Genomic DNA, 25,144 nt, shown 5'->3' on the forward strand with positions numbered 1-25,144 from the left:
CTCAGGCCGTTAGTGACAGCAACCCACCGGGCTGACGTTGGATGCGCCCGTCCAATTCCAGATCAACCAGCGCCGGACCAATCTCGCCTGCCGTGGCTGCGATGTCGCGGATCAACTGGTCCTCGGCGATGGGCGAAGGACCAAGCCGAGCCAGAATTTCGCGATGAAGGGCGGCACCCGAGGCGACGGGTTCGGGTGTCATTTCGGGAACTGTGGTCTCGAATAATTCGGACTGTTGTTCTGGCAACGCTTCGATAACGTCTTCGGCGGACCGCACCAGAGTGGCCCCGTCGCGGATCAGCAGATTGCAACCGGCGGCGCGGGCATCGAAAGGATGGCCGGGTACTGCCAGAACCTCGCGCCCTTGATCCAGCGCGTCGCGTGCGGTGATCAGGCTGCCGGATTTTGCTGCCGCTTCAACCACCACAACAGCCTGTGCCAGGCCCGAGATAATGCGGTTACGACGGGGAAAGTGCCGTGCTTGCGGTGTCACGCCCATGGGCTGTTCCGACAGGCGCAGGCCAGATTGGGCGATGTCCCTTGCCAGATCGGTGTTTTCCGCAGGATAAATCACATCTACGCCGCCGGCCATGACCGCCACCGTGCCAGTATTCAGCGCCGCCAAATGCGCCGAGGTGTCAATCCCGCGGGCCAGGCCCGAGACCACGACATATCCCTGTTTTCCGAGGTCGGTTGCCAGGCCACGCGCCATCCGCGCCCCTAAAGACGAGCAATTGCGCGCACCGACCATCGCAATTGAGGGCTTGCGCAACACGGATACGTCGCCAATGGCCCAAAGCATCGGTGGGGCATCGGACAAATCGTTCAGGGCAGTGGGGAAATCAGCGGACCCAAGGCACAATAGCCGCGCGTTTGCGGCTTTTGCGGCCTTGAGCTCCGCCTCAATCACGCCAGGCGGGCAAATTTCATACCCTTTAATTCCGGCGGCACGTGCCATTTCAGGCAGCGCGGCCAGCGCGTTCTGCGCTGAGCCATGTTCGCGCAGCAGCCGACGAAACGTCGCCGGGCCGACCTTGCGCGAGCGCAACAGACGAAGCCAGGAGAACCGGTCCTCTTCCGTGGTGGGTGGGAGTGTGGGGTGATAGGAAGAAAGCTGCTCTTCGGTCATCCGTTGCTCCGCCTGATTGCAGAACTGGTTTACGACTGAGGGGGTTAACAGCTTGTAAATCTTGTCAAATTATTCAGAAAATTTCCCAGAATTGATAGCGTGTTTGGTGTAACCGTCAGATAACAAACAGGAAAATAAACTGCCTGCCCGATGGAAATTCTCAGACAGGCATCAATATCGATTGATTGTCCACACGTGGCGTTAACCTTGCCGGTGACCGATTCTGTGTCAGGCAGCAGATCCGCCGACGGTCAGGCCGTCCATCAGAACGGTTGGCTGGCCGACACCTACCGGCACCCATTGGCCGTCTTTCCCACAGGTGCCCATACCCGGATCAAGCGCCATATCATTGCCCAATCCCCGGATGCGGTTCAGGGCGGAGGGTCCGTCGCCGATCAGGGTTGCACCCTTGACCGGGGCGCCAATCTTGCCGTTTTCAACGCGGTACGCCTCGGTGCAGGAAAACACGAACTTGCCGTTGGTGATATCCACCTGCCCACCACCAAAGCCCACGGCCCAGATACCGTCTTTGATATCGGCCACAAGCGAAGCAGGATCGGCGTTGCCGCCCAACATCACCGTATTGGTCATTCGTGGCATGGGCTTGTGCGCATAGCTTTGCCGCCGCCCGTTTCCGGTGGGCGCAACATTCATCAAACGCGCATTCTGACGGTCCTGCATATAACCAGTCAGAACGCCATCCTCGATCAGCACTGTCCGCGAACTGGGCGTGCCTTCGTCATCTACAGTGATCGATCCGCGTCGGTCGGCAATCGTGCCGTCATCCACGACGGTGACGCCTTTTGACGCGATCTGCTGTCCCATCAGGCCCGCGAAGGCCGAGCTGCCCTTGCGGTTAAAGTCGCCTTCCAGCCCGTGTCCGATGGCCTCGTGCAGCAAGATACCGGGCCAGCCGGGGCCCAGGGCCACCTCCATCACGCCCGCCGGGGCAGGGATGGCGTCCAGATTGACCAAGGCGATCCGCAGCGCCTCGCGTGCTTTGTCCTGCCAGTCTGTCGGGTCGATAAGGCCATCCAGACCAACGCGTCCGCCCCCCCCGGCCGAGCCGCTTTCGCGGCGACCATTTTGTTCGACGATGACCGAGATGTTCAGGCGGGTCATCGGGCGCACATCGCGCACCAGAACGCCGTCGGGGCGCAGAATCTCGACCTCTTGCACAGCGGCGGCGATGGTTGCGCTGACCTGTACGACGCGCGGATCCAAGTCGCGGGAAAAGGCGTCGATCTCGCGCATGGTCTCGATTTTCACCGGAAAGCTAGCGGATTCGATCGGATCTTCGTCAGTATAAAGTCGCGTGTTGGTGGCGCGGGGCGCCTCGGCCAAGGTGCCGCCGCCGTCGCCTACCGCCAGACGCGCGGTTTCGGCGGCCCGTTTCAGCGCCGGGATCGAAACATCGGTGGAATGTGCATAGCCCGCCACCTCACCTTGCACAGCACGCAGGCCGAATCCTTCGGAAGCATCATAGGACGCCGTCTTCAAACGCCCGTCGTCAAAGACCAGAGACTCGGATTTTCGCCGCTCGACAAACAGCTCACCATCCACGGCCCCGGCGGTGGCCGACTGCAAAACTGCAAGCGCTTCGTCCTGCGGAAGAACGCTTTCAAACGGGCGAAACGGGTCGTTGGGCATCGGTTGGGACCTTTCCGGTTTGATCCAGATCAAAAATAGCGTCTGTTTGACGCAAGCATTTTGCTTTATCTACCCGCCGGAATATGGTTTTTAACGCGGCCAAAGACAACGGGAGAGGTGCGACTGATTCACACCTTTTCGCCAGAGAAGCTAAGATCAGACGATCAGGACAGAAAATGAAGAACGCTTTGATGCTTTCCGGGCTTGCAACAGCCCTCTCCAGCCTTCCCGCCATGGCTCAGGAGCTTGAGATTATTGGCAAGCCGGTTGCCGGCGGTGTAAATTTCCAGCCTGCAGCTACAGACCTTGCCGTGGGGATTCACAGACTGGACGCGATGATTCTGGTGATCATCACCGTCATCTGTCTGCTGGTCGCGGGTCTACTGGTCTACTGCATCATGCGTTACAATCAGCGCGCAAACCCGACACCGGCGCGATTCTCGCACTATACCCCGGTTGAAATTGCTTGGACCCTGGGGCCGATCCTGGTTCTGGTCTTTATCGGTGCGTTCTCACTTCCGGTTCTGTTCAAACAGCAGGAAATTCCCGAAGGTGACGTGGTAATCAAAGTGGTGGGCAACCAGTGGTACTGGACCTACGAATATGTTGATCACGATTTTGCGTTCGACAGCTATCTGCTGGGTCACCCCGCAACTCTGGACGAAGGTGCCCGCCCGGCGGATGCCGACGTAACGCCGTTCGTTCTGGATGATGCGATGCGCGCTAAGCTGGCCGATTCCGGTTACAGCGATGATGAGTGGCTGCTGGCCACCGATACGGCCGTTGTTGTGCCGGTCGGTAAGATCATCGTTATGCAGGTGACTGCGTCGGACGTGATCCACTCTTGGACCATCCCGTCCTTTGGCGTGAAGCAGGACGGCGTACCGGGTCGTCTGGCCGAGCTGTGGTTCCAGGCTGACAAGGAAGGCATCTATTTCGGTCAGTGTTCTGAACTGTGCGGAAAGGACCACGCTTACATGCCGATCACCGTCAAGGTTGTCAGCGAAGAAGCCTATGAGCAATGGCTGCAAGGCGCTCTGGAAGAGTACGCAGGTCAGCCTGCGGCCTATCAGGTTGCTTCGAACTGATTCGGGCATTGGCCGGATGAATACATGATGCAGGCTGCGCGGTGATCGCGCAGCTTTCGCCCCAAAAGGACCCGACATGAGCGACGCAAGCTTCAATGCCAGCACCGTGACCGCGCAGACCCGCGCGGACGAGGCCAGCTTTGGCGACTATTTCGCCCTGCTGAAGCCGCGGGTCATGTCGTTGGTGGTGTTCACGGCGCTTGTCGGTCTGCTGGCGGCACCTGTGCCGGTCCATCCCTTTGTCGGCTTCTGCGCCATCTTGTTCATTGCCATCGGTGGTGGTGCCTCGGGTGCGCTGAACATGTGGTGGGACGCTGACATTGACAAGGTGATGAAGCGCACCAAAGGCCGTCCGATTCCGTCCGGCAAGGTTGATGCTGGCGAGGCCATGGCCATTGGGCTGGCGCTGTCTGGCCTGTCGGTGATCATGCTGGGTCTGGCAACGAACTGGTTTGCCGGAGCCTTCCTGGGTTTCACCATCTTTTTCTATGTCGTGGTCTACACGATGTGGCTAAAGCGTTCGACGCCGCAGAACATCGTGATCGGTGGTGCGGCAGGGGCTTTCCCTCCGGTAATCGGTTGGGTCGCGGCCACGGGGTCGATGACGCTTGAGCCGTGGTTGATGTTTGCCTTGACCTTCATGTGGACTCCACCGCATTTCTGGGCTCTGGCGCTGTTCATGCGCTCGGATTACGACGATGCGGGTGTGCCGATGCTGACCGTGACACACGGCCGCCGCGCGACGCGCTGGCACATTCTTGTTTACACCGTACTGCTGGCGCTGCTGGCGGTTGGCACGTCCTTCTCGGGCATCGGTGGCCCGATCTATCTGACCGTTGCTGTTGTGATGAACGCCCTGTTCCTGCGCGGAGCGTGGCAGATCTCGCGTCGCACCGAGGATGACTCAGAGGCAGATAACTTCAAGGTCGAGCGCTCATTCTTTAAGCTGTCGCTGCTCTACCTGTTCCTGCACTTCGGCGCGATTCTGGCTGAGGCGTTGTTGAAACCCTATGGATTGGGAGGTTGGTCATGAGTCTGCGCAAAAGCCATGAACTGCACCAGCGCCGGTTCAACCGCAATCTGGGGGTGGGTCTGACGCTGGCTGCCTTCATTGTGATCATCTTTGGGCTAACGATCGTAAAAGTCTCGGGCACTGGCCTGGGTCAGCCGACACAAGAGGTTCAGAACTGATGGCCTTGTCCGGTCCGCAAAAAACAGTGATGCAGACGGTCAGTGTGGTCGTGCTGATGGGCGGTTTGGCCTGGGCGGCGGTGCCGTTTTACGACTGGTTCTGCCGGGTCACTGGTTTTGGCGGTACGGTTGGTGTGGCCGAAACCGCGCCCGAGGATATTCTGGACCGCAAGGTCACTGTCCGCTTTGACGCCTCGAAAGCCAAAGGCATGGCGTGGGAGTTCAAACCGGTCGAGCGTGAGATGGAAGTGCGCATCGGTGAGACCGGATTGGCCTTTTACGAAGCCCACAACCCGACCGACCGTCCGATTGCCGGGCAGGCGTCTTACAACGTCGCGCCGTATTCGGCCGGTGGGTATTTTCAGAAAATCGCCTGTTTCTGTTTTGAAGAGCAGGTGCTGCAACCCGGTGAGCGGGTGCAGATGCCGGTAACCTTCTTCGTCGACCCGGAAATCGTCGAGGATCTGGAAGCCAAGTATGTGCATACGATTACTCTGTCGTATACATTCTACGAAATAGACCTGCCCGAGGGCTACGCAGCCCTGGATGAGCAGGCAGATACAAATACGAACTAACGCCTGTAGGTGAGGGACGCTGATGGCACACGCAAAAAACCATGATTATCACATTCTGGCCCCGTCGATCTGGCCGCTGATCGGCGCGATCGGTGGCTTTGTGATGCTGTTCGGGGCCGTCCTTTGGATGCACGGTGTTACACCGTTTGTGTTCTGGGCCGGTCTGGTGGCCGTTCTTTACACCATGTTCGCCTGGTGGTCCGAGGTTGTGGCCGAAAGCCGCGCCGGTGATCACACACCGGTGGTACGCATCGGTCTGCGTTATGGTTTCATCCTGTTCGTGATGTCCGAGGTGATGTTCTTCTTCGCCTGGTTCTGGTCGTTCTTCAAACACCGCATGTATCCGATGTACGACTATGCTGGCACCGAGTACATCCAGCCGGATATTCACGCGGTTGACCCCTTCCACCTGCCGCTGATCAACACGCTGGTTCTGCTGTTGTCGGGCTGTGCGATCACCTGGGCGCACCACGCGCTGGTGCATGACAATGACCGCAAGGCGCTGATCAACGGTCTGGCTATCGGTATCGTACTGGGTATCGCATTTACTGCCCTGCAGGGCTTTGAATATTATGAATTGCTGGCGCACGAAGGCTGGAAATTCGGCGACGATCAGTTCTATTCTAACTTCTTCATGGCCACCGGGTTCCACGGTTTCCACGTGATCATCGGTACCATCTTCCTTTCGGTCTGCCTGATCCGGGCGCTACGCGGTGACTTTACCCCTGAAAAACACGTCGGGTTTGAAGCGGCAGCCTGGTACTGGCACTTTGTGGATGTCGTCTGGCTGTTCCTGTTCTTCGCCGTCTACATCTGGGGTCAGGCCCCGCTGATTTAACGCCGGTCAGGCGATCCAATTGCAAAAGCCGCCCCAAGGGGCGGCTTTTTCTCTATCCAGGGCGCAAGATTGCGCCCGATACAATTGCGTGGTTGCAATCTTGCACGTGGCACCCTTAACAAGGCGCCGGTTCAACCCGAGCCTTTAGGTAACGAAATCTGGTCCCGATATGCGCCGCGTCCTGTTCCTGCTGATATTTGGTATTGCCGGTGTGGCGATCCTGTTGTCTCTGGGCTTCTGGCAGATGCAGCGACTGACATGGAAACAGGGTGTTCTGTCCGAGATTGATACTCGCATCACGGCAGCACCGGTTGCCTTACCCGACAGCGTTTCTCCTGAGGATGACAAGTACTTGCCGGTAACGATTTCTGGTGAGATGGAGCCCGGGGAAATCCATGTTCTGGTTTCGGTCAAACTTGTTGGCGCAGGTTACCGCATTATTCAGCGTTTCAGCACTGAAGACCGAACAATTCTTGTAGACCGGGGGTTTGTTCCGACCACTGCCAAGCAGGCTGAACGGCAGGTGGGTCAGATGGAGGTAACGGGTAATCTGCATTGGCCCGATGAGGTCGACGGGTACACACCCGAACCGGACATGGAAAGCAATATCTGGTTTGCCCGCGACGTGCCCAATCTGGCCGCTGCTTTGGGGGCTGAACCGGTGCTTCTTATCGCCCGTTCACAAACTGACCCGGGCGTGACGCCCCTGCCTGTCGACACTGCGGGTATTCCCAATGACCACCTGCAATATGCAATCACATGGTTTGGTCTGGCTCTGGTCTGGGCCGCGATGACCGGTTATTTCCTGTGGCGCAATCGCGCCCCTTCTGAAAGTGAAGAGCAATGAAATACATCTCGACCCGTGGCCAAGCGCCTGAACTGACCTTTGAAGAGGCGATGCTGACCGGGCTGGCCCGCGATGGTGGCCTGTACCTGCCTGCCGAAATTCCGGTGATGAGCCAGGAAGAGATCGCAGCATTGGCAGGGTTGCCCTATGAGGAAATCGCGTTCAGCGTGATGTGGCCCTATGTCAGCGGGTCCTTTGCCGAGGATGAGTTCAAGGCGATCATCGCCCGCGCCTATGAAGGCTTTGGTCATGATGCCCGTGCGCCACTGAAGCAGCTGAACGAAAACCACTTCCTACTGGAGTTGTTCCACGGTCCGACACTGGCGTTCAAAGACTTTGCCATGCAACTGATCGGGCAACTGTTCCAGGTGGCCCTGAAGCGGCGCGGTGAACGTGTGACCATCGTGGGCGCAACCAGCGGCGATACGGGCTCGGCCGCGATTGAGGCGTTCCGGGGGCTGGATGCCGTGGACGTGTTCATTCTGTTCCCCCATGGTCGTGTGTCCGAGGTGCAACGCCGCCAGATGACCACGCCGGCAGACAGCAATGTGCATGCATTGGCCGTTGATGGCGACTTTGACGATTGTCAGGCTGCCGTAAAGGACATGTTCAACGATTTCGAATTTCGCGATGGGGTGAAACTGGCGGGTGTGAACTCGATCAACTTTGCCCGCGTGTTGGCGCAGGTGGTCTACTATTTCTCGGCTGCGGCCAGCCTGGGGGCACCGCATCGCAAGGTCAGCTTCACCGTGCCTACCGGCAATTTTGGTGACATCTTTGCCGGTTATATCGCCAAGTGCATGGGGCTGCCCATTGATCGGTTGGTTGTGGCCACAAATCAGAACGACATTCTGCATCGCTGCCTTTCGGGGCAGGGGTACTTCAAGGGCGACACCATTCCTTCGATCAGCCCGTCGATGGATATTCAGGTCAGCTCGAACTTTGAACGTGCGCTGTACTATGCCTATGGCGAGGATGGCAGCGCTGTATCGCAGTTGATGGATGAGCTGAAGAATGGCGGCTTCAACGTCAGTCAGGGCGCGATGGAAGCACTGCGCGAGAATTTCGACTCGGGCCGCGTGTCCGAGGATGAAACACTGGCCACCATCAAATCCGCATTGGCCCACAGCGCCGAGCTGGTTTGCCCGCACACCGCGGTCGGTATCAAGGTCGCCGAAGATCACCGTGCGGCTGACGTTCCGATGATCACTTTGGCCACCGCTCATCCGGCGAAATTCCCGGCGGCGGTTGAGAAGGCGAGTGACGTACATCCGCCTCTTCCCTCTCGCATGTCTGATCTATATGAACGTCCGGAACGGGTGACCCGCATCGCCAATGATCTGGGTGCCATTGAGGATCATATCAAAAGGCATATTGCTGAGTGACTGTCAGACAAGACCAATTGAAGAACGGCTTTCGTATCGTCAGTGAACATATGCCGGGGCTGCAATCGGCGGCCATCGGCATTTGGGTAACCGCCGGTGGGCGGCATGAACGGATCGAGCAGAACGGTATTGCCCATTTCCTTGAACATATGGCGTTCAAGGGAACTGAGCGCAGGTCTGCGCTGCAGATCGCCGAAGCGATCGAGGATGTGGGCGGGTATATCAACGCCTATACCTCGCGCGAGGTGACGGCCTATTACGCACGCGTTCTGAAAGACGATGTGGCGCTGGCGATGGACGTGATTGGTGACATCGTTCTGAACCCTATCTTTGACCCGCGCGAGATCGAGGTCGAGCGCGGCGTGATCCTGCAAGAGATCGGCCAGGCTTATGACACGCCGGACGACGTGATTTTTGACTGGTTGCAAGAGCAGAGCTATCACGATCAACCGCTGGGCCGCACCATTCTGGGCCCGACTGAGCGGGTCAGCGCCTTCTCGCGCGAGGACTTGTCGGGTTTTGTCGCTGAGCACTACGGGCCGGAACAGATGATCTTGTCTGCCGCGGGCGCGGTGGATCACGACGCGCTGATGAAAATGGCCGAAGAGATGTTTGGCCATCTGCAACCGCGCAAAGGGCTGGTTCCTGAAACGGCCCGCTTCACCGGTGGCGAAGCGCGACAAGAGAAAGAGCTGGAACAAGCCCATTTCGCACTCGCGCTGGAAAGCCCCGGCTACCGCGACGATGAGATCTATACGGCACAGATTTACTCCACCGCTTTGGGTGGCGGCATGTCCTCGCGCCTGTTTCAGGAGGTGCGCGAGATGCGTGGCCTATGCTACACGATCTTTGCGCAGACCGGGGCCTATGCTGATACCGGAACAACAACGATCTACGCAGGCACCTCGGCGGATCAGGTCGCAGAGCTGGCCACGATTACCATCGATGAGATGAAGCGTGCCGCCGAAGACATGAGCGCCGAAGAGGTTGCCCGCGCCCGCGCGCAGATGAAAGCCGGGATGCTGATGGGGCTGGAAAGCCCATCAAACCGGGCGGAACGTCTGGCGCGTCTGGTTCAGATTTGGGACCGGGTGCCGTCGCTTGAGGATACGGTCGCCAAGATCGATGCAGTCAGCACGGGGGATGTTCGTGCGTTTGCGGAAAAGATGGCGCTTCAGGCGCCGGCGGCCTTGGCGCTCTACGGTCCAGTTTCCGCCGCGCCCACGCTGTCAGAATTGCAGGAGAGGCGTGCGGCGTGATGCTGTTGGGCAGACGCAAGCTGAAACTCGAGACCGAGCGCCTAAGCCTGCGCCCGCCCGTTCACTCTGATTTCAACGATTGGGCGGCGCTGCGGCGAGCGTCCCAAGAATTCCTTACCCCGTGGGAGCCGATCTGGGCTAAGGATCATCTGACGCGCAAATCTTTCACCAATCGCGTCTACTGGGCGCAGCGTTCAGTGGCCAGTGGCACAGCGATTCCTTTGTTCCTATTCCGTCGATCCGATGATGTGCTTCTGGGGGCGATCACGCTGGACAACGTGCGACGCGGCCCGGCGCAGGCCGGGACGCTGGGATATTGGACCGGTCAAACCTTTGCCCGCAACGGGTATATGCGCGAGGCGATTGGCGCGATTGTCCACTATGCCTTCACCCGCTTGGATCTGAGCCGGATCGAGGCCGCCTGCCTGCCCGAAAACAAGCCCTCGCGCGGGTTGCTGGAAAGCTCGGGCTTTAAATATGAAGGCGTGGCGCAGTCTTATCTGCAGATCAACGGGCGGTGGCGGACGCATGTCCTGTATGCCAGCCTGCGGTCGGATCGGCGCGGCAAGACGGACGCGGGCTAGGGGCTCTGCCCCCGGCGCGGCCAGCCGCGCCTCCCCCGAGATATTTTTGGCCAGATGAACAAGGGGCATGACTTGTTGGCGTTCTGCGCTACACTTGCCCCATGCGCTGGATTGTTGCGGTATTGATGGTGATCTCGGGCGGGGCTGTGGCGCAGGAGCGGCGGCCGAGCCATTGTATCGCCATCGCGGATGCCGCGCCGGGGATCGAGTATATTCACAAGGCGGCGTGGCAGGACCCGATCCCGGAATTTTCCGTGCGGATCAGCTATATCGCCCATGCCTCTTTCCTAATCCAGACGCAGGGCGGGTTGAACGCAGTGACGGATTTCACCGGCTTTATCGGTAGTGCCGATTTGATCCCGGATGTGGTCACCATGAACCATGCGCACAGTACTCATTGGACCGCTCATCCCGATCCTGCAATCCCGCATGTGTTGCCGGGGTGGGGCGAGTTTGGGCTGGGGATCGATCATTACCTTGATCTGGGCGAGATGCTGGTGCGCAATGTCTCGACCGATATCCGATCTGCGTATGGCGGCGTTGAAGAGCGCGGCAATTCGATCTTTGTGTTCGAGGTGGAAGGGCTGTGCATCGGCCATCTGGGCCATTTGCACCATATACCATCCGATGAACAATTTGCGGCGTTGGGGCGGCTGGATGTTGTCATGGCGGCGGTGGATGGGGGAACGACGATGCCTCTGCCCGAGATGATCTCGGTCCTCAAGCGGCTGAAAAGTTCCGTTATCATCCCGATGCACTGGTTTTCCGGCTTTTCGCTGGACCGGTTTTTGGTCGATATCCGCAATGATTTTCCGGTTGAACGCAAGGGAGCGACCGAAATCACCGTGTCGCTGCGTACTCTGCCAAGTCAGCCAACAGTGGTCGTGCTGGAGCCGCAGTATCTGATCGAACTGGAATAGGGCTTGTCCGGGCGCGTTCGCTTGGGCAATGAGGTGGCATGACACTGAATCCTGCCGATGAGAAACTGGCCCGTCTGATCCGGGCTGATCTGGGTGAAGATATTATGCGCCCGGTCACGGAACGCTATCTGGAAGAGCCACGGGGGCGTTTTACCGGACATGCCGGTTTGTTGGCCTTACCGCGAACGGTTGATGAAGTAGCAGCGCTGGTTCGATTGGCCTTGGATAAGCGGGTACCGGTAGTGCCTTACGGTGGTGGCACAGGGCTGGTAGGCGGACAGGTAATGCCGGACGGGCCAGCGCCCCTCTTGATCTCGTTAGAGAGGATGACCGCGATCCGGGCGGTTTACCCGACCGAAAACATTCTGATTGCCGAGGCAGGTGCCATTCTGGCTGATGTACAAACCGCCGCGGAAGAGGCGAACCGGTTATTCCCTCTGGCTCTTGCAGCGCAGGGATCGTGCCGGATCGGGGGCAACCTTGCTACCAATGCGGGTGGGGTCAACGTGTTGCGCTATGGCAATGCGCGCGACCTTTGTTTGGGGCTTGAGGCGGTTCTGCCCAGCGGTGAAATCTGGAACGGGCTCAGCCGGTTGCGCAAGGACAACACCGGCTATGATCTTCGTAACCTGCTGATAGGTGCGGAGGGTACATTGGGGATCATCACCGCCGCCTCGTTGAAACTTTCTCCGCGGCCCGAGGCGGTCGGAACCGCGATGGTTCAGGTCGCTTCGCCCCAAGCGGCGATCGATTTACTATCATTGGCCCACGACCAACTGGGTGAAGCGGTCAGCACCTTTGAGCTGATCCACAAGCAGGGGCTGCAATTCCTGACCGAGGTTTTGCCAGATGTGCGCCAGCCATTTGAGACCCAGCCTGAATGGTGCGTTCTGATCGAGCTTGGATTGTTTGCGGGGCACTCGCCCGCCGACGCGCTGGAAACGCTGTATATCGAAGCGGACAAAGCTGGCCTCGTCGGGGAGGCGGTTATTGCACAAAGCGAGGCGCAGCGTATGGACCTATGGGCCGTGCGCGAGCGTATCCCCGAGGCCAACCGGCTGATCGGGTCGGTGTCCAGTCACGATATCTCGGTCCCGATTTCCCGATTTCCCGAATTCATTCAACGCGGGGCCGAGGTCGTGGCCGCGCTTGGGTTGTTCCGCATCAACTGTTTTGGTCACGTTGGTGATGGCAATCTGCACTACAACGTGTTCCCGCCCTTGGGCCACAGCCGTTCGGAGTTTGATGGCGAGAGACAGGCCGTCAAACACGCTGTGCATGATCTGGTGGAGGCCTTTGGTGGCTCGGTCAGTGCCGAGCATGGGGTAGGGCGTCTGAAAGTCGATGATCTTGAGCGCTATGGCGGCGCGACAAAGCTGTCTGCAATGCGTGCCATCAAAGCTGCGCTGGACCCGCAGGGGATCATGAATCCGGGTGCGGTTTTGAGGGCGGATTGATCGTGCCGCTTCCCGCGCCTTGCCTTTGGGAAATTGAATGACGGGCGTTTACAGCCCTTCGAATTCGCACAGAACGTGCACATCCATACCCATGTCTTCCAACGCCTTGCGGCCGCCCAGTTCCGGCAGGTCGACAATGAACGAGCATGATACGATCTCACCCCCCAGCCGTTCAATCAGCTTGATCCCGGCAGCGGCGGTGCCGCCCGTTGCCAGCAGATCGTCGACGACAAGGATTTTCTCGCCCGGTTGAATGGCGTCATCGTGAATCTCGACGATGGCCTCACCATATTCCAGTTTGTAATCCTGGCTGATGGTTGTGCCGGGCAGTTTGCCCTTTTTGCGGATCGGCACGAAGCCAACACTCAGCTGATGGGCAATGGCACCGCCCAGTATGAAGCCGCGCGCCTCGAGGCCCACGACTTTGTCGATCTGCTCACCCGCGTAGGGGTGCAACATCTGGTCGATTGCCATACGAAAACCGCGCGGATCAGCGAACAGTGTGGTGACGTCGCGAAACATGATCCCCTCATGCGGGAAATCGACGATGGTTCGGATGTAATCCTTGACCGACTTGTTTCTGGACATTGCCAATCCCTCTGACGTCAAAACACGCGGGCGTATTTGGCCCATTGAGGACAGCCTTGCAAGGAAAGATTATCGCTGACTTCCCGACAGGGAGCGGAATTGAGCTTTGATAATACGAAATAGAGATGCTGTGCGGTGGGTGACCACGATGGACGCGCCGGACTGGTAAATGGAATGCCTGAGTCGCGGGAAGGTTGATTGCCAAAACTCTGTTTTGTTGGTAGGTCGCCGGTACCTGAATTTGCTATGCATTGTATATGCGGTGTATCGCTTGTGGATTTAGGCATTGAACAGGGTGTGCGGGAAAGATGGACAGCAAGGTATCTGCCAAGAAAAACAGCCAGTTGGTCCTGCGCCTGGACAAGGATGAGCGGGACGCATTTGTTGAATTGTGCAGGGAACTGGATACATCAGCCGCTCGCGAAATACGACGTTTTATCCGTGGGTTCATGAAAGAACACGAAGTGAGCTGAACCCTCAGGCCGGGCGGCGCAGCACGGCGGTTGCAACCCCCATTCCAATCAAAGTCAGCCCTCCGAACCGGGTCATCGCAGTGATTACCCCGGTGCGTCCGATCATCCGGCGCAGCCGGTCAGCCAGCAGCGCATAGGCCAGCGCGTTCAGCCAGGCCAGACCCACGAAAGTCGCGATCAGGATAGCGAATTGCGGGCCCAATGGGTCCGCCGGACGCAGGAATTGCGGTACGAAGGCGATGAAAAAGGCAATGGATTTCGGGTTCAGCGCCGTAACGGCGGCGGCATGGCCAAAGACACTTTGTGCGGTGACATTTCGCCCGGTCGCTGGCGCCTCTAACCCGCCCGAGGGCGCGCTACGCAGCAGCTTGATGCCCAGCCACACAAGATAGGCCGCACCCACCCATTTCAGCACAGAAAACAAAGTAGCCGAGGCCAGCACCAGCGCCCCCAGCCCCAGTAGCGAAGCGGTCATTGCAACCAGATCCCCTACCGCCACCCCTGTGGCCGAGGCCACGGCGACGCTGCGCCCTTTTGATAAGGCATAGCTAAGCACCAGCAACACAGTCGGGCCGGGGATAAGCAGCAAGGCGGTCGATGCGGCCACGAAAGCCAGCCAAAGTTCAAAAGACATGGGGTTACCCGTTTGGTTTCGCCCTCACCAAGCCCCGCCGCGACGGTGAGGTCAAGCCTTTCGTGGCTCGGTGACGCGACGCATCAATGCCTCAAGTGGGCCGCGCTTGAACCGGCGGAACCACAATAGGGCAAAACCCGAGGACAAAGCGCAGAACCCGAGCGCGTAAACCACGATCTGTGTTGGTTTGAGTGTGCCATTTAGCAAACCAAGCTCCTCCAGCAATCCCATCCCGATCAGGATATGCGCCACATATAGGGTCAGGCTCTGCCGTCCCGGAGCGGTCAGGGCAGAGCCAAAGCGCAGTTTTTCGATCTTCGGCCATAGCTTCAGCAACAGTCCGATCACCACGCACGCCGATCCGGTGCTGGCCAGGATATAGAACGGCCCTGGCGGAATCGACGCAGTGCCTAGATAGGCAACCAATTCCGGTTCGGACATCAACCTTTGTGGAATAAGGGCCAACACGGCAGCGCCAAATCCCCACATGATCAGGCGGTGTTGAATGCAGATCGTTCGAAGCTGTGATCGCCCGATGGCCATGCCGATCAGCAGGAAAGCAGCCCAAGGTAAAACCGGGTGCCAACCGTTGAAAATTGCATTTCGTAAAAAGCCGGGCAGGGTCCAGAGGTCGGTATAGCTGAGCGTGGACCAATCCCAGCCCCGCTCATAGTCAAAGATAAGGTTGGCCAAAACGGCCAGCGCAACAATCCCCAACGCCCCCAGCCACAACAAACGTCCCGAGGCCGAAAGAAACACAGCCCCCACCACAAAATACAATGCATAGAAATGCAGAATGTCGGCGTCGAACACGGTCATGTTGATCAGGCCGAGAACGAACAGAAAGGCCGCGCGCCGTAGCAGCACACCAGCGGGGATGCTCGACAGACCCAATCCTACACCGGCCAGAATGACGAACAGTGCGGCGGCCCTCCCCTCCAATGCGTCGACAAAACCCGACGCCCAGTCTTGGCCCGGCGCAACTTGCGCCGCGATGCGGAAGTTCACCAGCACCATGCCGCAGAAAGCAAAAAAGCGGGCGGCGTCCAGGGCTTCGAGTCGTTTCATGGTGCTCCTCTGTTTGGGGTGTACTGAAATGATTTTGTGGCACAAATGCGGTTCTGTGGCGTGTTTAAGATAAACAAATTGCGAGGATCAGGGCGACCTTGCCACCTTCATCGGTCACAATGTGCCCGAGTTGAGTAAGTTAAAGATTGTGTTAAAGCGTGCGTACCGTCCTTGAAACGCCGGTCTGGCCCTACAACCTAGGGCATATCAAAGGATCGGAGGCGAAGGTGACGCAGACACATCCCGACTATACAAAAGCGTTCAAGGACATGTCCCGCTCAAACGACGGGCGGTTGAAACGTGTGCTGATCCTTCTGATCCTGATCAGCGTCGTGATTTACGCCGGGATCGTGGGGTACATGTACGCTAATCAGGATGAGCTGCTATACAAACCGTCCGGAGAATTGCCCGCCCCCAATGAGGTTGGGCTGGCGGATGTTGACTTGATCTCTCTGCCCATGTCTGACGGGGTTGTTCTGACAGCGTGGTCGGCGCCGCCGGCCACCGATGGTGCGCCGACGGTTTTGTTCTTTCACGGTCAAAGCGGCAATCTGGGTGACCGGGCAGACCGGCTGCGGGAAATCCTCAACAGCGGCTTTGGTCTGTTCGCCCCCAGCTATCGCGGTTTTCCGGGCAGCGGAGGTGAGCCCTCGGAACTGGCGCTAATCACGGATGGGATACAGATGTTCGACCGGTTGGATACCGAAGGCGAAGCTGTCGTCCTGCACGGTCAAAGCCTTGGAACCGGCGTCGCGGCTGCCGTCGCCGCCGAGCGCCCAAATGCGCAGCTTTTGGTGCTTGAGGCACCTTTCACTGCAACCGTGGATGTGGCGGCCGAGCGGTATCCGTTCTTGCCGGTCTCAGCCTTGATGAAGGATCAGTTCGCAACCCGCGACTTTATCGGCGACGTTACGGTGCCCATACTGATCTTCCACGGTACCCAGGATGAAACCGTCCCGCTGCATCATGGCCAGGCGCTGGCGGCGATGTCGGGCGACACCGCCGAGCTGCATGTCATCCCAGACGGCACCCATAACGACCTCTGGTCGCATGGGTTGTGGGATGAGGTGCAGCAGACCCTTGCGCAATAGCGTAGGTTAAAGAATTCGCCCAGCGACTGCATCCAGCTTGGCCAGCAGTGCTGGATCGCGTTTCTCGGGTGCGGTTAGGATTGCGAATTCCAGTGCCCGGTCACAGCCATGGGGGCAGGGCGCGCGCTCGGCCCCCAGCAGGTCAGGCAGGCCTTTTACCATTGCCCGGCCTTTTTCCGCATTCCCGGTAAGGGTGGCGATAATGGCGGTTACGTCGACTTCGCCGTGATCCGGGTGCCAGCTGTCATAATCTGTAACCATGGCGACTGAGGCATAGCAGAGCTCGGCCTCGCGGGCGAGTTTCGCCTCGGGCATATTGGTCATGCCGATCACGTCGCAGCCCCAATGTTCGCGATACATCTTGGATTCCGCCAGGGACGAGAATTGTGGCCCCTCCATCGCCAGGTAAGTACCGCCGCGATGAATGGTGATGCCAGCAGCTTTGCCTGCGGTTTCACAAGCGTCCGACAAGCGTGGGCAGGTCGGATGCGCCACGCTGACATGGGCAACGCAGCCCGTGCCGAAAAAGCTTTTTTCGCGCGCAAAGGTCCGGTCAATGAACTGGTCGACGATTACGAAATCCCCCGGCGCCATATGCTCGCGGAAAGATCCGCAGGCGGAAACCGAAATCACATCCGTCACACCCAATCGCTTCAGCGCGTCGATATTGGCGCGATAAGGCACTTCGGTCGGTGAATGTATGTGGCCGCGCCCATGGCGTGGTAAGAAGGCCATGCCGACGCCATTCAGAGATCCGGTCAGGATCTGGTCCGAGGGCGCACCCCAAGGCGTTTCAACCGTAACCCATTCTGCATTTTCCAGCCCGTCGATATCGTAGATACCTGATCCACCGATGATGGCGATTTTCGTCTGGGTCATGGTTGTGCTCCACTTGAAAAATACGTTGCAAACTGTCTGAGGGGCGGCAGAGGATTTGGCAAGTGGGTTCAACGGTTTGTGTTGGCTGATGGTCCGGTATGCGCGTGGTGCATATCTGGGTCCCACCTGACGCGGTATCTCAAGTGGGGCTTGGCCGCTAAAAGACCCCTTTCGCGCGAAACTCAAAAAACCCAACAGGACCGTCCCATGCCCCGAGCCATGCTGGCAAGCTTTGCCAATCGTATCGCCAAACCCGATCTTCGTTGGGTGCCGGACGAAGGGCTGACCGCCTCGCGCCTGCGGATCGAACTGCTGTCGGGTCTGACTGTGGCGCTGGCGTTGGTGCCCGAAGCGGTGGCCTTTGCCTTTGTGGCCGGTGTGCATCCGCTGGTTGGTTTGTACGCGGCCTTTATGGTTGGTCTTATTACGGCGTTGATTGGTGGCCGTCCGGGCATGATTTCGGGCGCGACCGGGGCGCTGGCCGTTGTAATGGTGGCGCTGGTAGCCCAACACGGGGTTGAATACTTGTTCGCGACCGTGGTGTTGATGGGTATCCTGCAAGTGATCGCTGGGGCCATGCATTGGGGCCGGTTCATCCGGCTGGTGCCGCATCCGGTGATGCTGGGCTTTGTGAATGGTCTGGCTATCGTGATTTTTCTGGCGCAGTTGGGTCAGTTCAAAGTGCCTGGCACCATGGAAAACACCGGCCATGGCGTAGGTGGCGGCGAATGGCTTTCGGGTCTGCAGCTTTACACGATGCTGGGCCTGGTCGCACTGACCATGGCGGTGATCTGGGTCATGCCGCGTATCACGCGCATCATTCCTGCGCCGCTAGCCGGTATTTTTGTCGTTGCCGCGCTGGTGATTGGCTTTGGTTTGGATGTGCCTCGCGTCGGTGACCTGGCGTCTATCGAGGGAGGCTTGCCGCCGTTCCACATCCCGATGGTGCCGCTGACCTGGGAAACTTTTGAAATTATCCTGCCCTATGCCGTCATTCTGGCAGCAATCGGCCTGATCGAATCCCTGCTGACGTTGAACCTTGTTGGAGAGATCACCGGTAAGCGCGGCGGGGCTTCGCAGGAATGTATCGCGCAAGGCGTTGCCAACGTCGCCACCGGTTTCTTCGGTGGCATGGGCGGCTGCGCAATGATTGGTCAGTCGATGATCAACGTGAAGTCCGGTGGCCGGACCCGTATCGCCGGTATCGCGGCGGCGCTATTCCTGCTGGTGTTCATCTTGTTTGCCTCACCGCTGATCGAGCAAATCCCGCTGGCCGCACTGGTCGGGGTGATGTTTATGGTGGTGATCGGTACATTCGCCTGGAACTCGTTCAAGATCATGCGCAAGGTGCCGTTGACGGACGCGTTCGTGATCGTTCTGGTGACTGTGGTGACGGTGATGGAAGACCTTGCGGTCGCGGTTGTGGTTGGTGTCATCGTCTCCGCGCTGGCCTATGCGTGGAACAACGCCAAGCGTATCCATGCCATCACGCGTGAATCGGAAACCGAAAAAGGCGCAAAAGTCTACGAAATCCAAGGGCCTCTGTTCTTTGGTTCCTCCGAGGGTTTTGTCGAGTTGTTCGATGTGCCAAGTGATCCTGACACGGTGATCGTGGATTTTGCAGAAAGCCGGGTTGTGGACCAGTCCGCGCTGCAGGCCATCGAAAACGTCGCGTCGAAGTACGAGGCCGCAGGCAAACGCGTCATGCTGCGCCACCTCAGCCGCGATTGCCACAAGCTGCTGAACAAAGCAGGGCATCTGATGGTCGACAGCGATGATGACCCCGATTACCAACTGGCGGTGGATTATTCTGTTCGCACCGGCATTCTGGGCGGCCACTGAGTATTTTGCGAGGCTCTGCCTCGCGCTCCGAGGTATTTGCGACCAGATGAATACAGGATCCCCTGCTTCATCTGGCTGAAAATACCTCGGGGGAGGCGCCCAAAGGGCGGCGGGGGCAGCGCCCCCCTGTAATTCCTAATCGTCTGGGCGACTAAGCGAGAACAACTCGGTTACGACTGAATAGTCCCGATATCCAAGCCGGGCGAGCGGGTTGAAGGTCGTCACGTCGAATATTCCATCCCTCAAACAATCGTCTCGCAGGTGGACACCGGTTACTTCTCCGAAAACAACCCGATTTGCCTCGCCCGGCAGATCGACAATCTTGGTCAATTTGCATTCCAGAGCAGCCGGGACGCCCTCGACTCGAGCGCAGGGGATGGTTTCGCATCCAACCGGTGTCAGGCCAGCATGTTCGAATTCATCGTGATGTTTGGGCAGGCCTGCGGAACTGGCGTTCATCGCATCGCGGTGTGCGTGTGCCACCACGTTCACGCAGAACACACCGGTTGCTTCGATGTTCGAAACACTGTCCTTACCGCCGTCCTGATCGTGTTTGGTGCCCGTTGAAGCGAACATCACCTGTGGGGGCGTGTAGGCGACCCCGTTGAAGAAGGAATAAGGTGCTAGATTGTTGATCCCATCGGGGCTGCGGGTGGAGATCCAACCGATCGGGCGGGGGGTAATAACAGCGTTGAATGGATTGTGCGGCAGACCATGGCCGTCTTCGGGTCGATAGAACATCTCTACTCCAAGCGTTTGCCCAAGGCGTAGCGAAGTGCTAGGGCGAATGCCAGCAAGGAAAAGAGGGCTGAGGTGCAGCAGTTCGGGATCAGGCCGGAAGAGCCGGATGATTGGTGGGAGGTCGAAGCCCTCTATGACCTGTGCTTTGCGCCCGGGCGCGAGGCGCTGTCTTCGTATCGTCTGCGCGATGATGTGCCGCCGGTTTCAGGCTTGTCTTTGGTTGCGCGTGACGGGCAGGGCATTCTGGCTGGGGCTATTCGGTTCTGGCCGGTGCATGTGGGTGATCACGATGCCTTGCTGCTGGGGCCGGTAGCCGTACACCCGACCCATCAAGGCGAGGGCCTTGGGGGCTTTCTGATCCACGAAGGTATCGAAGCTGGCCGGGCGATGGGCTGGGATCGGGTCATGTTGGTTGGTGATGCACCTTATTATGCCCGGTTCGGGTTTTCCCGTCTGAATGGGGTTGAAATGCCCCCTCCGACCAACCCGGACCGAATTCTGGGGCTGGAATTATTCTCGGGTGTATGGGACGGGGTGGACGGGCTTGTTACCCGTTGGACTCGCTGAACTATTGAAACCTTGGCCATAAATCCCGATGTCTAATGGGCAGGAGGGTATCTATGCAGGACGTGGTTCTTGTTGAAAAGCTGGATGCTGAGGCGGAACTGGACCGATTGGCGGGGTACTACCGAACGGCCGGAGGGCCGGGCGTCAAGCTGTTGAATAGCCTCGGAGGTTCGGCAGAATCCTTGTTGGAGCAATTGCCCGAACCGATCAGACAGGGCCTTACGGGTGCGACGGAACAGGCCCTGTGGTTGGCAATGCATGCTGCCGAAGGGTCAAGACGGGCTGTGCCGGACCAGCATCCCTGGGTCAACACCGCGGTAACCACGGCCATGGGTGCAGCCGGAGGGTTGGGCGGAATGTCCACTGCATTGATGGAATTACCTGCGACGACCGCGATGCTGTTGCGTGCCATACAAGGGGCGGCTGCGCGCGAAGGGTTTGATCCGTCGGAAGATGGTGTGAAATTTGATTGCGTGCGTGTCCTGTCCGCCGCCGGGCCTTTGTCCAATGACGACGGTGCCGATCTGGGGTTCTTCTCGGTCAGGTTGACCTTGACAGGACCTGCCATGCAGAAATTGATCGCAGCGGTCGCTCCGCGGCTGTCAGTTGTGTTGGGGCAGAAATTGGCGGCGCAATCCGTGCCGGTATTGGGGGCCATTGCCGGAGGCGGCACCAACTATGTCTACACGCGGTATTACCAGCAGATTGCCCGCGTGCATTTCGGCCTGCGCCGTTTGGCGGTCGATGCCGATATTCCCCACGATGAACTGGTGCGCAAACTTGCCGCCCGAATGTGATTTTTCTTCAAAGGCTTGGAGAATTTCACCGCATATGGTATTGATGATTTGAGCGTCCGCTAAATAAACCAAAACAACGCGGGCAAACAGGCAAATATCCATATGAAAGGCGGCTCGGCGTGATTGACGCAAGGCTTTCGCCTCATGTTTCCAACATTGCCCGGCACCTGCCGGTGCTGCAGCAATCGGCGGCTTTGTGCTATCGTGTTGAGCAAGGGCAACCCGAAGTGCTGTTGATTACAACGCGCAAATCACGCCGTTGGATCATTCCCAAAGGGTGGCTGATTGATGGGCTGACTGCGTCTCAGACCGCAGGCCAGGAGGCGTGGGAAGAGGCCGGCATTCGAGGAGAGTGCGACACGCAGGCAATGGGGCAGTTTTGCTATCGAAAACGTCATCAGAAAAAAGGCGCAGTATTGTGCGTTGTGGATGTCTTTCCGTTATTGGTGACATCGGTTGCTGCGTGTTTTCCCGAATTCAAACAGCGGCAGAGACAATGGTTTGTGCCGAAAAAAGCCGCAGTTCACGTCAATTTCCCCGAACTTGGGCAAATGTTTCAAAAACTTGAGCCAATCATGCGCTAAGATGCCTCTGGTAGGGCTTGATATTGCCATGTCTGTGGTTATCAATTCGACAACCGACATTTGGACGGATCATGATTCAATACGCATTGAAATGCAGCAACGGCCATACATTTGACAGTTGGTTCCAATCGGCCGCCGCTTACGACAAACTGGCATCCTCGGGCATGGTCACATGCGCTGTGTGTGGATGTGCGGATGTTGAAAAGGCTATCATGACCCCACGTGTTCGCCCGGCCCGTGAGGCCGTGGCAAAGACCATCGCCCCCATGCCCGAGGCTGAAACGATAGATGTGGCCGCCCCTGCGCCAGACATTGAAAAGGTGCTGGCCGAGCTGCGCCGCAAGGTCGAAGAGAACTCGGACTATGTGGGTAAGGATTTTGCCAGCGAAGCGCGCAAAATCCATCTTGGTGATGCGCCCGAGCGTGCGATCTATGGTGAGGCCAAGCCGGACGAAGCGCAGGCCCTGATCGACGATGGGGTTCCAGTGGCACCTTTGCCTTTTGTTCCCAGCAGAAAGACAAATTAAGCTGTGCATGTAGTTATTACGGGGGTCAATCGTGGCATTGGCCGAACGCTGGCTGACAATTACCGGGCCCGCGGGGACAAGCTGACCGGCACCGCGCGGGATGGCAGTGCGCAGGTGGTTCTGGATGTTACCGACCCTTCGCAACATTCCGACGTGGCCACGTATCTGGCAGATCAACCCGTCGATTTGCTGATCTGCAACGCCGGGGTCTATCTGGACAAAGGGCAGAGCATTGACGGTTATCCCGCTGACATGTGGGCGCAAAGCTTTGCCATCAACGTGACAGGCGTGTTTCTAACCGTTCAGGCTTTGTTGCCGAACCTGCGGGCCGCGCGGGGAAAGATTGCGATTATTTCATCGACGATGGCCTCGCACACCCGCGCGCCGGGAGGCAGCTATATCTACCGCGCATCAAAGGCCGCAGCCTTGAGTCTGGGACGCAATCTGGCCACGGATTTGCGCGATGATGGAATTGCCGTAGGTATCTATCACCCGGGCTGGGTGCAGACCGATATGGGCGGGCCCGAAGCCGATATCACCCTGGATCAGGCCGCAGAGGGCCTGATTGAAAGGTTCGATGCGTTGTCACTGGAAACAACGGGTTGTTTCGAAAACTGGGACGGTCGCCCCCACGCTTACTGACGTATCAACGCTGCGGTGGGGATTTCGTAGACCTCATCCGGGTCGATGAAAATCACGGTCAGGTCGCCACGTGTTTCATGGCTGATCTTGGCAGGTGAACTGCTGGAATTCGGCACGCCATCGGTGAAATAGATGCTGCGCACTTCACCGCCGCCCAATGACACAGCCAACGTCGTCGTGCCGTCGTCATGGTGGCGCAATTCGGCATGGCAGCTGTCGAGCGGTGCGCCGCCCGAGGCGCAGGGCACAGTGCCCAATGCATTCTTGCCGTCAGTTGCGGCCAGAGTTGAAACCTGTGCAAGGGCAGGGGAAGACAGCAGGACAACTGCGAGGGCAAGGCGGAACATGGAAAACCTCTTGGAAAATTCGATGGCTAAGGCTGACAGCCTCGCTGCCGGATGTAAAGCAGCCCCATGCGGCATTCGGGGCGGTTTTGAACCCTTGCCCTTGCGGCCCCCCTCGCATAAGACGCACGGAACCTGAATTCCAAGGCGCGGAGAGACCACCCCCATGCCCGTACTCGTAATGAAATTCGGTGGCACGTCGGTTGCCAACCTTGACCGTATCCGCCGCGCGGCGAAACGCATCGGTGTTGAGGTGGCCAAGGGCTATGACGTGATCGTCATTGTCTCGGCAATGTCGGGCAAGACCAATGAGTTGGTGGGATGGGTCAACGAAACCTCGCCCCTATTTGATGCGCGTGAATATGACGCCGTGGTGTCCTCGGGCGAGAACGTGACCGCCGGTCTGATGGCGCTGACGTTGCAGGAAATGGATATTCCCGCGCGCAGCTGGCAGGGCTGGCAGGTGCCGCTGATGACCACCAGTGCCCACAGTCAGGCCCGGATCGAAGAAATTCCGACCGAAAATCTGACCCAAAAATTCGACGAAGGCATGAAAGTGGCCGTTGTCGCAGGCTTTCAGGGCATCAGCCCCGAAGGGCGCATCACCACGCTGGGCCGGGGCGGTTCGGACACCACCGCCGTGGCCTTTGCCGCCGCGTTCGGCGCCGAGCGTTGCGATATTTATACGGATGTGGACGGCGTCTATACCACCGACCCGCGCATCTGTGAAAAAGCGCGCAAACTGGACCGTATTTCGTTCGAAGAGATGCTCGAACTGGCCTCGCTGGGGGCCAAGGTGCTGCAAACCCGCTCGGTCGAGCTGGCGATGCGGTATAAGGTGAAACTGCGCGTTCTCTCAAGTTTCGAGGAACAATCCGACGAGGCCGGAACGCTGGTCGTTGACGAGGAGGATATCATGGAATCCAATGTTGTGGCCGGTGTGGCCTATTCCCGTGACGAGGCTAAGATGACCGTCGTTTCGGTGGCGGACCGACCCGGTATCGCCTCGATCATCTTTACCGCGCTCAGCGATGAGGGCGTGAACGTGGACATGATCGTTCAGAATATTTCGGACGAGGGGCGCACCGACATGACCTTCTCGTGCCCGACCGATCAGGTCGCGCGTGCCGAGAAAGCGTTGTTGGCGATCAAGGACGCGGGTGAGCTGAACTATGCCGAACTGGTTGCGGACGAAGATGTCTGCAAGGTCTCGGTGGTGGGCATCGGAATGCGTTCTCAGTCGGGTGTTGCGGCCAAAATGTTCAAGATACTCTCGGATGAGGGGATCAACATTAAGGTCATTACAACCTCTGAGATAAAAATTTCCGTCCTTGTGGATCGGAAATACATGGAACTTGCGGTTCAGGCACTGCATGATGCCTTTGAACTGGACAAGGCGGCCTGAGCATTTCAGCCAAGGATTTCGCCTGACACAATAATTTGG

The 25,144-nt window shown here is 58.4% G+C and carries 28 protein-coding genes; 20 read left to right on the top strand and 8 right to left on the bottom strand.

Translation table 11 applies throughout. From position 1 onward, the window contains the following. Position 1 precedes the first annotated feature (1 nt). Positions 2-1,129 carry a DNA-processing protein DprA gene (gene dprA / locus ACR0AJ_RS17885; RefSeq protein ID WP_480664373.1) on the bottom strand — a complete coding sequence of 376 codons (1,128 nt, stop codon included), beginning with the start codon at positions 1,127-1,129 and terminating at the stop codon, positions 2-4. Positions 1,130-1,357: 228 nt separating this feature from the next. Then, entirely contained in the window at positions 1,358-2,779 is a 1,422-nt protein-coding gene (gene tldD, locus ACR0AJ_RS17890) for a metalloprotease TldD (protein WP_480741510.1), read from the bottom strand. Positions 2,780-2,955: 176 nt separating this feature from the next. Between tldD and coxB the strand changes: the two genes are divergently transcribed. The 11 genes from coxB (at position 2,956) to ACR0AJ_RS17945 (ending at position 12,923) form a co-directional block, all read left to right on the top strand. After that, on the top strand, positions 2,956-3,867 hold the full coding sequence (gene coxB / locus ACR0AJ_RS17895) for a cytochrome c oxidase subunit II (protein WP_170351431.1): 912 nt from the start codon (positions 2,956-2,958) through the stop codon (positions 3,865-3,867). Between the two features lie 76 nt (positions 3,868-3,943). Next, entirely contained in the window at positions 3,944-4,900 is a 957-nt protein-coding gene (cyoE, locus tag ACR0AJ_RS17900) for a heme o synthase (RefSeq protein WP_170351429.1), read from the top strand. Continuing rightward, on the top strand, positions 4,897-5,058 hold the full coding sequence (locus ACR0AJ_RS17905) for a hypothetical protein (protein ID WP_170351427.1): 162 nt from the start codon (positions 4,897-4,899) through the stop codon (positions 5,056-5,058). The genes cyoE and ACR0AJ_RS17905 overlap by 4 nt, the downstream gene beginning before the upstream one ends. Beyond that, the gene (locus ACR0AJ_RS17910; RefSeq protein ID WP_170351425.1) at positions 5,058-5,633 is read left to right on the top strand and encodes a cytochrome c oxidase assembly protein; all 576 of its coding nucleotides are present in this window, start codon (positions 5,058-5,060) and stop codon (positions 5,631-5,633) included. The genes ACR0AJ_RS17905 and ACR0AJ_RS17910 overlap by 1 nt, the downstream gene beginning before the upstream one ends. 22 nt (positions 5,634-5,655) lie before the next feature. Next, complete coding sequence (locus ACR0AJ_RS17915) at positions 5,656-6,471, top strand: cytochrome c oxidase subunit 3 (protein ID WP_170351424.1); 816 nt, start codon at positions 5,656-5,658, stop codon at positions 6,469-6,471. A gap of 169 nt (positions 6,472-6,640) precedes the next feature. Continuing rightward, positions 6,641-7,318 carry an SURF1 family protein gene (locus ACR0AJ_RS17920; RefSeq protein ID WP_480741511.1) on the top strand — a complete coding sequence of 226 codons (678 nt, stop codon included), beginning with the start codon at positions 6,641-6,643 and terminating at the stop codon, positions 7,316-7,318. Then, positions 7,315-8,703 (top strand): threonine synthase, encoded by a 1,389-nt coding sequence (thrC, locus tag ACR0AJ_RS17925; RefSeq protein ID WP_170351420.1) that lies wholly within the window; start codon positions 7,315-7,317, stop codon positions 8,701-8,703. Before ACR0AJ_RS17920 ends, thrC begins: the two co-directional genes overlap by 4 nt. Further along, on the top strand, positions 8,700-9,962 hold the full coding sequence (locus ACR0AJ_RS17930) for a M16 family metallopeptidase (RefSeq protein ID WP_170351418.1): 1,263 nt from the start codon (positions 8,700-8,702) through the stop codon (positions 9,960-9,962). Before thrC ends, ACR0AJ_RS17930 begins: the two co-directional genes overlap by 4 nt. Continuing rightward, positions 9,962-10,546 carry a GNAT family N-acetyltransferase gene (locus tag ACR0AJ_RS17935; protein WP_170351416.1) on the top strand — a complete coding sequence of 195 codons (585 nt, stop codon included), beginning with the start codon at positions 9,962-9,964 and terminating at the stop codon, positions 10,544-10,546. The genes ACR0AJ_RS17930 and ACR0AJ_RS17935 overlap by 1 nt, the downstream gene beginning before the upstream one ends. Before the next feature lie 101 nt (positions 10,547-10,647). Then, on the top strand, positions 10,648-11,466 hold the full coding sequence (locus tag ACR0AJ_RS17940) for an MBL fold metallo-hydrolase (RefSeq protein ID WP_170351414.1): 819 nt from the start codon (positions 10,648-10,650) through the stop codon (positions 11,464-11,466). Positions 11,467-11,504: 38 nt separating this feature from the next. Next, entirely contained in the window at positions 11,505-12,923 is a 1,419-nt protein-coding gene (locus ACR0AJ_RS17945) for an FAD-binding oxidoreductase (protein ID WP_480649050.1), read from the top strand. 48 nt (positions 12,924-12,971) lie between these two features. Here ACR0AJ_RS17945 and ACR0AJ_RS17950 read toward each other — a convergent pair whose 3' ends face one another. Further along, positions 12,972-13,511 (bottom strand): adenine phosphoribosyltransferase, encoded by a 540-nt coding sequence (locus ACR0AJ_RS17950; protein WP_170351410.1) that lies wholly within the window; start codon positions 13,509-13,511, stop codon positions 12,972-12,974. A gap of 308 nt (positions 13,512-13,819) precedes the next feature. Between ACR0AJ_RS17950 and ACR0AJ_RS17955 the strand changes: the two genes are divergently transcribed. Continuing rightward, positions 13,820-13,984 (top strand): hypothetical protein, encoded by a 165-nt coding sequence (locus ACR0AJ_RS17955; RefSeq protein ID WP_170516929.1) that lies wholly within the window; start codon positions 13,820-13,822, stop codon positions 13,982-13,984. 4 nt (positions 13,985-13,988) lie between these two features. On the opposite strand, the gene ACR0AJ_RS17960 is transcribed toward ACR0AJ_RS17955, so the two are convergent. Together ACR0AJ_RS17960 and ACR0AJ_RS17965 are read right to left on the bottom strand one after the other, a co-directional pair. Beyond that, on the bottom strand, positions 13,989-14,618 hold the full coding sequence (locus ACR0AJ_RS17960) for a LysE family translocator (protein ID WP_170362522.1): 630 nt from the start codon (positions 14,616-14,618) through the stop codon (positions 13,989-13,991). 51 nt (positions 14,619-14,669) lie between these two features. Continuing rightward, entirely contained in the window at positions 14,670-15,686 is a 1,017-nt protein-coding gene (locus tag ACR0AJ_RS17965; RefSeq protein WP_170351405.1) for a DUF418 domain-containing protein, read from the bottom strand. Between the two features lie 227 nt (positions 15,687-15,913). Here ACR0AJ_RS17965 and ACR0AJ_RS17970 point away from each other — a divergent pair, with 227 nt between their 5' ends. Next, on the top strand, positions 15,914-16,777 hold the full coding sequence (locus ACR0AJ_RS17970) for an alpha/beta hydrolase (RefSeq protein ID WP_368040153.1): 864 nt from the start codon (positions 15,914-15,916) through the stop codon (positions 16,775-16,777). A gap of 6 nt (positions 16,778-16,783) precedes the next feature. Here the strand turns inward: ACR0AJ_RS17970 and ACR0AJ_RS17975 are convergent, their stop codons facing one another. Continuing rightward, positions 16,784-17,656 carry an S-methyl-5'-thioadenosine phosphorylase gene (locus ACR0AJ_RS17975; protein ID WP_170351403.1) on the bottom strand — a complete coding sequence of 291 codons (873 nt, stop codon included), beginning with the start codon at positions 17,654-17,656 and terminating at the stop codon, positions 16,784-16,786. Positions 17,657-17,863: 207 nt separating this feature from the next. Between ACR0AJ_RS17975 and ACR0AJ_RS17980 the strand changes: the two genes are divergently transcribed. Further along, positions 17,864-19,498: a SulP family inorganic anion transporter gene (locus tag ACR0AJ_RS17980; protein WP_170351401.1), complete on the top strand. Its 1,635-nt coding sequence runs from the start codon at positions 17,864-17,866 to the stop codon at positions 19,496-19,498. Between the two features lie 135 nt (positions 19,499-19,633). Here ACR0AJ_RS17980 and ACR0AJ_RS17985 read toward each other — a convergent pair whose 3' ends face one another. Next, a complete protein-coding gene (locus ACR0AJ_RS17985) occupies positions 19,634-20,239 on the bottom strand; it encodes a flavin reductase family protein (protein WP_170351399.1) in 606 nt (201 codons plus the stop codon). A gap of 72 nt (positions 20,240-20,311) precedes the next feature. Here ACR0AJ_RS17985 and ACR0AJ_RS17990 point away from each other — a divergent pair, with 72 nt between their 5' ends. From ACR0AJ_RS17990 to ACR0AJ_RS18010, 5 genes are all read left to right on the top strand, one after another. Beyond that, complete coding sequence (locus tag ACR0AJ_RS17990) at positions 20,312-20,806, top strand: GNAT family N-acetyltransferase (RefSeq protein ID WP_170351397.1); 495 nt, start codon at positions 20,312-20,314, stop codon at positions 20,804-20,806. Positions 20,807-20,859: 53 nt separating this feature from the next. Beyond that, the gene (locus ACR0AJ_RS17995) at positions 20,860-21,603 is read left to right on the top strand and encodes an EcsC family protein (RefSeq protein WP_170379120.1); all 744 of its coding nucleotides are present in this window, start codon (positions 20,860-20,862) and stop codon (positions 21,601-21,603) included. 119 nt (positions 21,604-21,722) lie between these two features. After that, positions 21,723-22,187 carry an NUDIX hydrolase gene (locus ACR0AJ_RS18000; protein ID WP_170351393.1) on the top strand — a complete coding sequence of 155 codons (465 nt, stop codon included), beginning with the start codon at positions 21,723-21,725 and terminating at the stop codon, positions 22,185-22,187. A gap of 71 nt (positions 22,188-22,258) precedes the next feature. Next, entirely contained in the window at positions 22,259-22,714 is a 456-nt protein-coding gene (locus ACR0AJ_RS18005) for a DUF1178 family protein (protein ID WP_170507539.1), read from the top strand. Positions 22,715-22,717: 3 nt separating this feature from the next. Beyond that, positions 22,718-23,356, top strand: a complete 639-nt coding sequence (locus tag ACR0AJ_RS18010) for an SDR family oxidoreductase (protein WP_480649057.1) — start codon at positions 22,718-22,720, stop codon at positions 23,354-23,356. Here ACR0AJ_RS18010 and ACR0AJ_RS18015 read toward each other — a convergent pair. After that, a complete protein-coding gene (locus ACR0AJ_RS18015) occupies positions 23,350-23,703 on the bottom strand; it encodes a hypothetical protein (protein ID WP_170351390.1) in 354 nt (117 codons plus the stop codon). The genes ACR0AJ_RS18010 and ACR0AJ_RS18015 overlap by 7 nt on opposite strands. Before the next feature lie 163 nt (positions 23,704-23,866). Here ACR0AJ_RS18015 and ACR0AJ_RS18020 point away from each other — a divergent pair, with 163 nt between their 5' ends. Continuing rightward, positions 23,867-25,105, top strand: a complete 1,239-nt coding sequence (locus ACR0AJ_RS18020) for an aspartate kinase (RefSeq protein WP_170351389.1) — start codon at positions 23,867-23,869, stop codon at positions 25,103-25,105. The last annotated feature ends 39 nt before the right edge of the window (positions 25,106-25,144 follow it).

The sequence above is a fragment of the Ruegeria sp. CJ9 genome, from assembly GCF_056536625.1.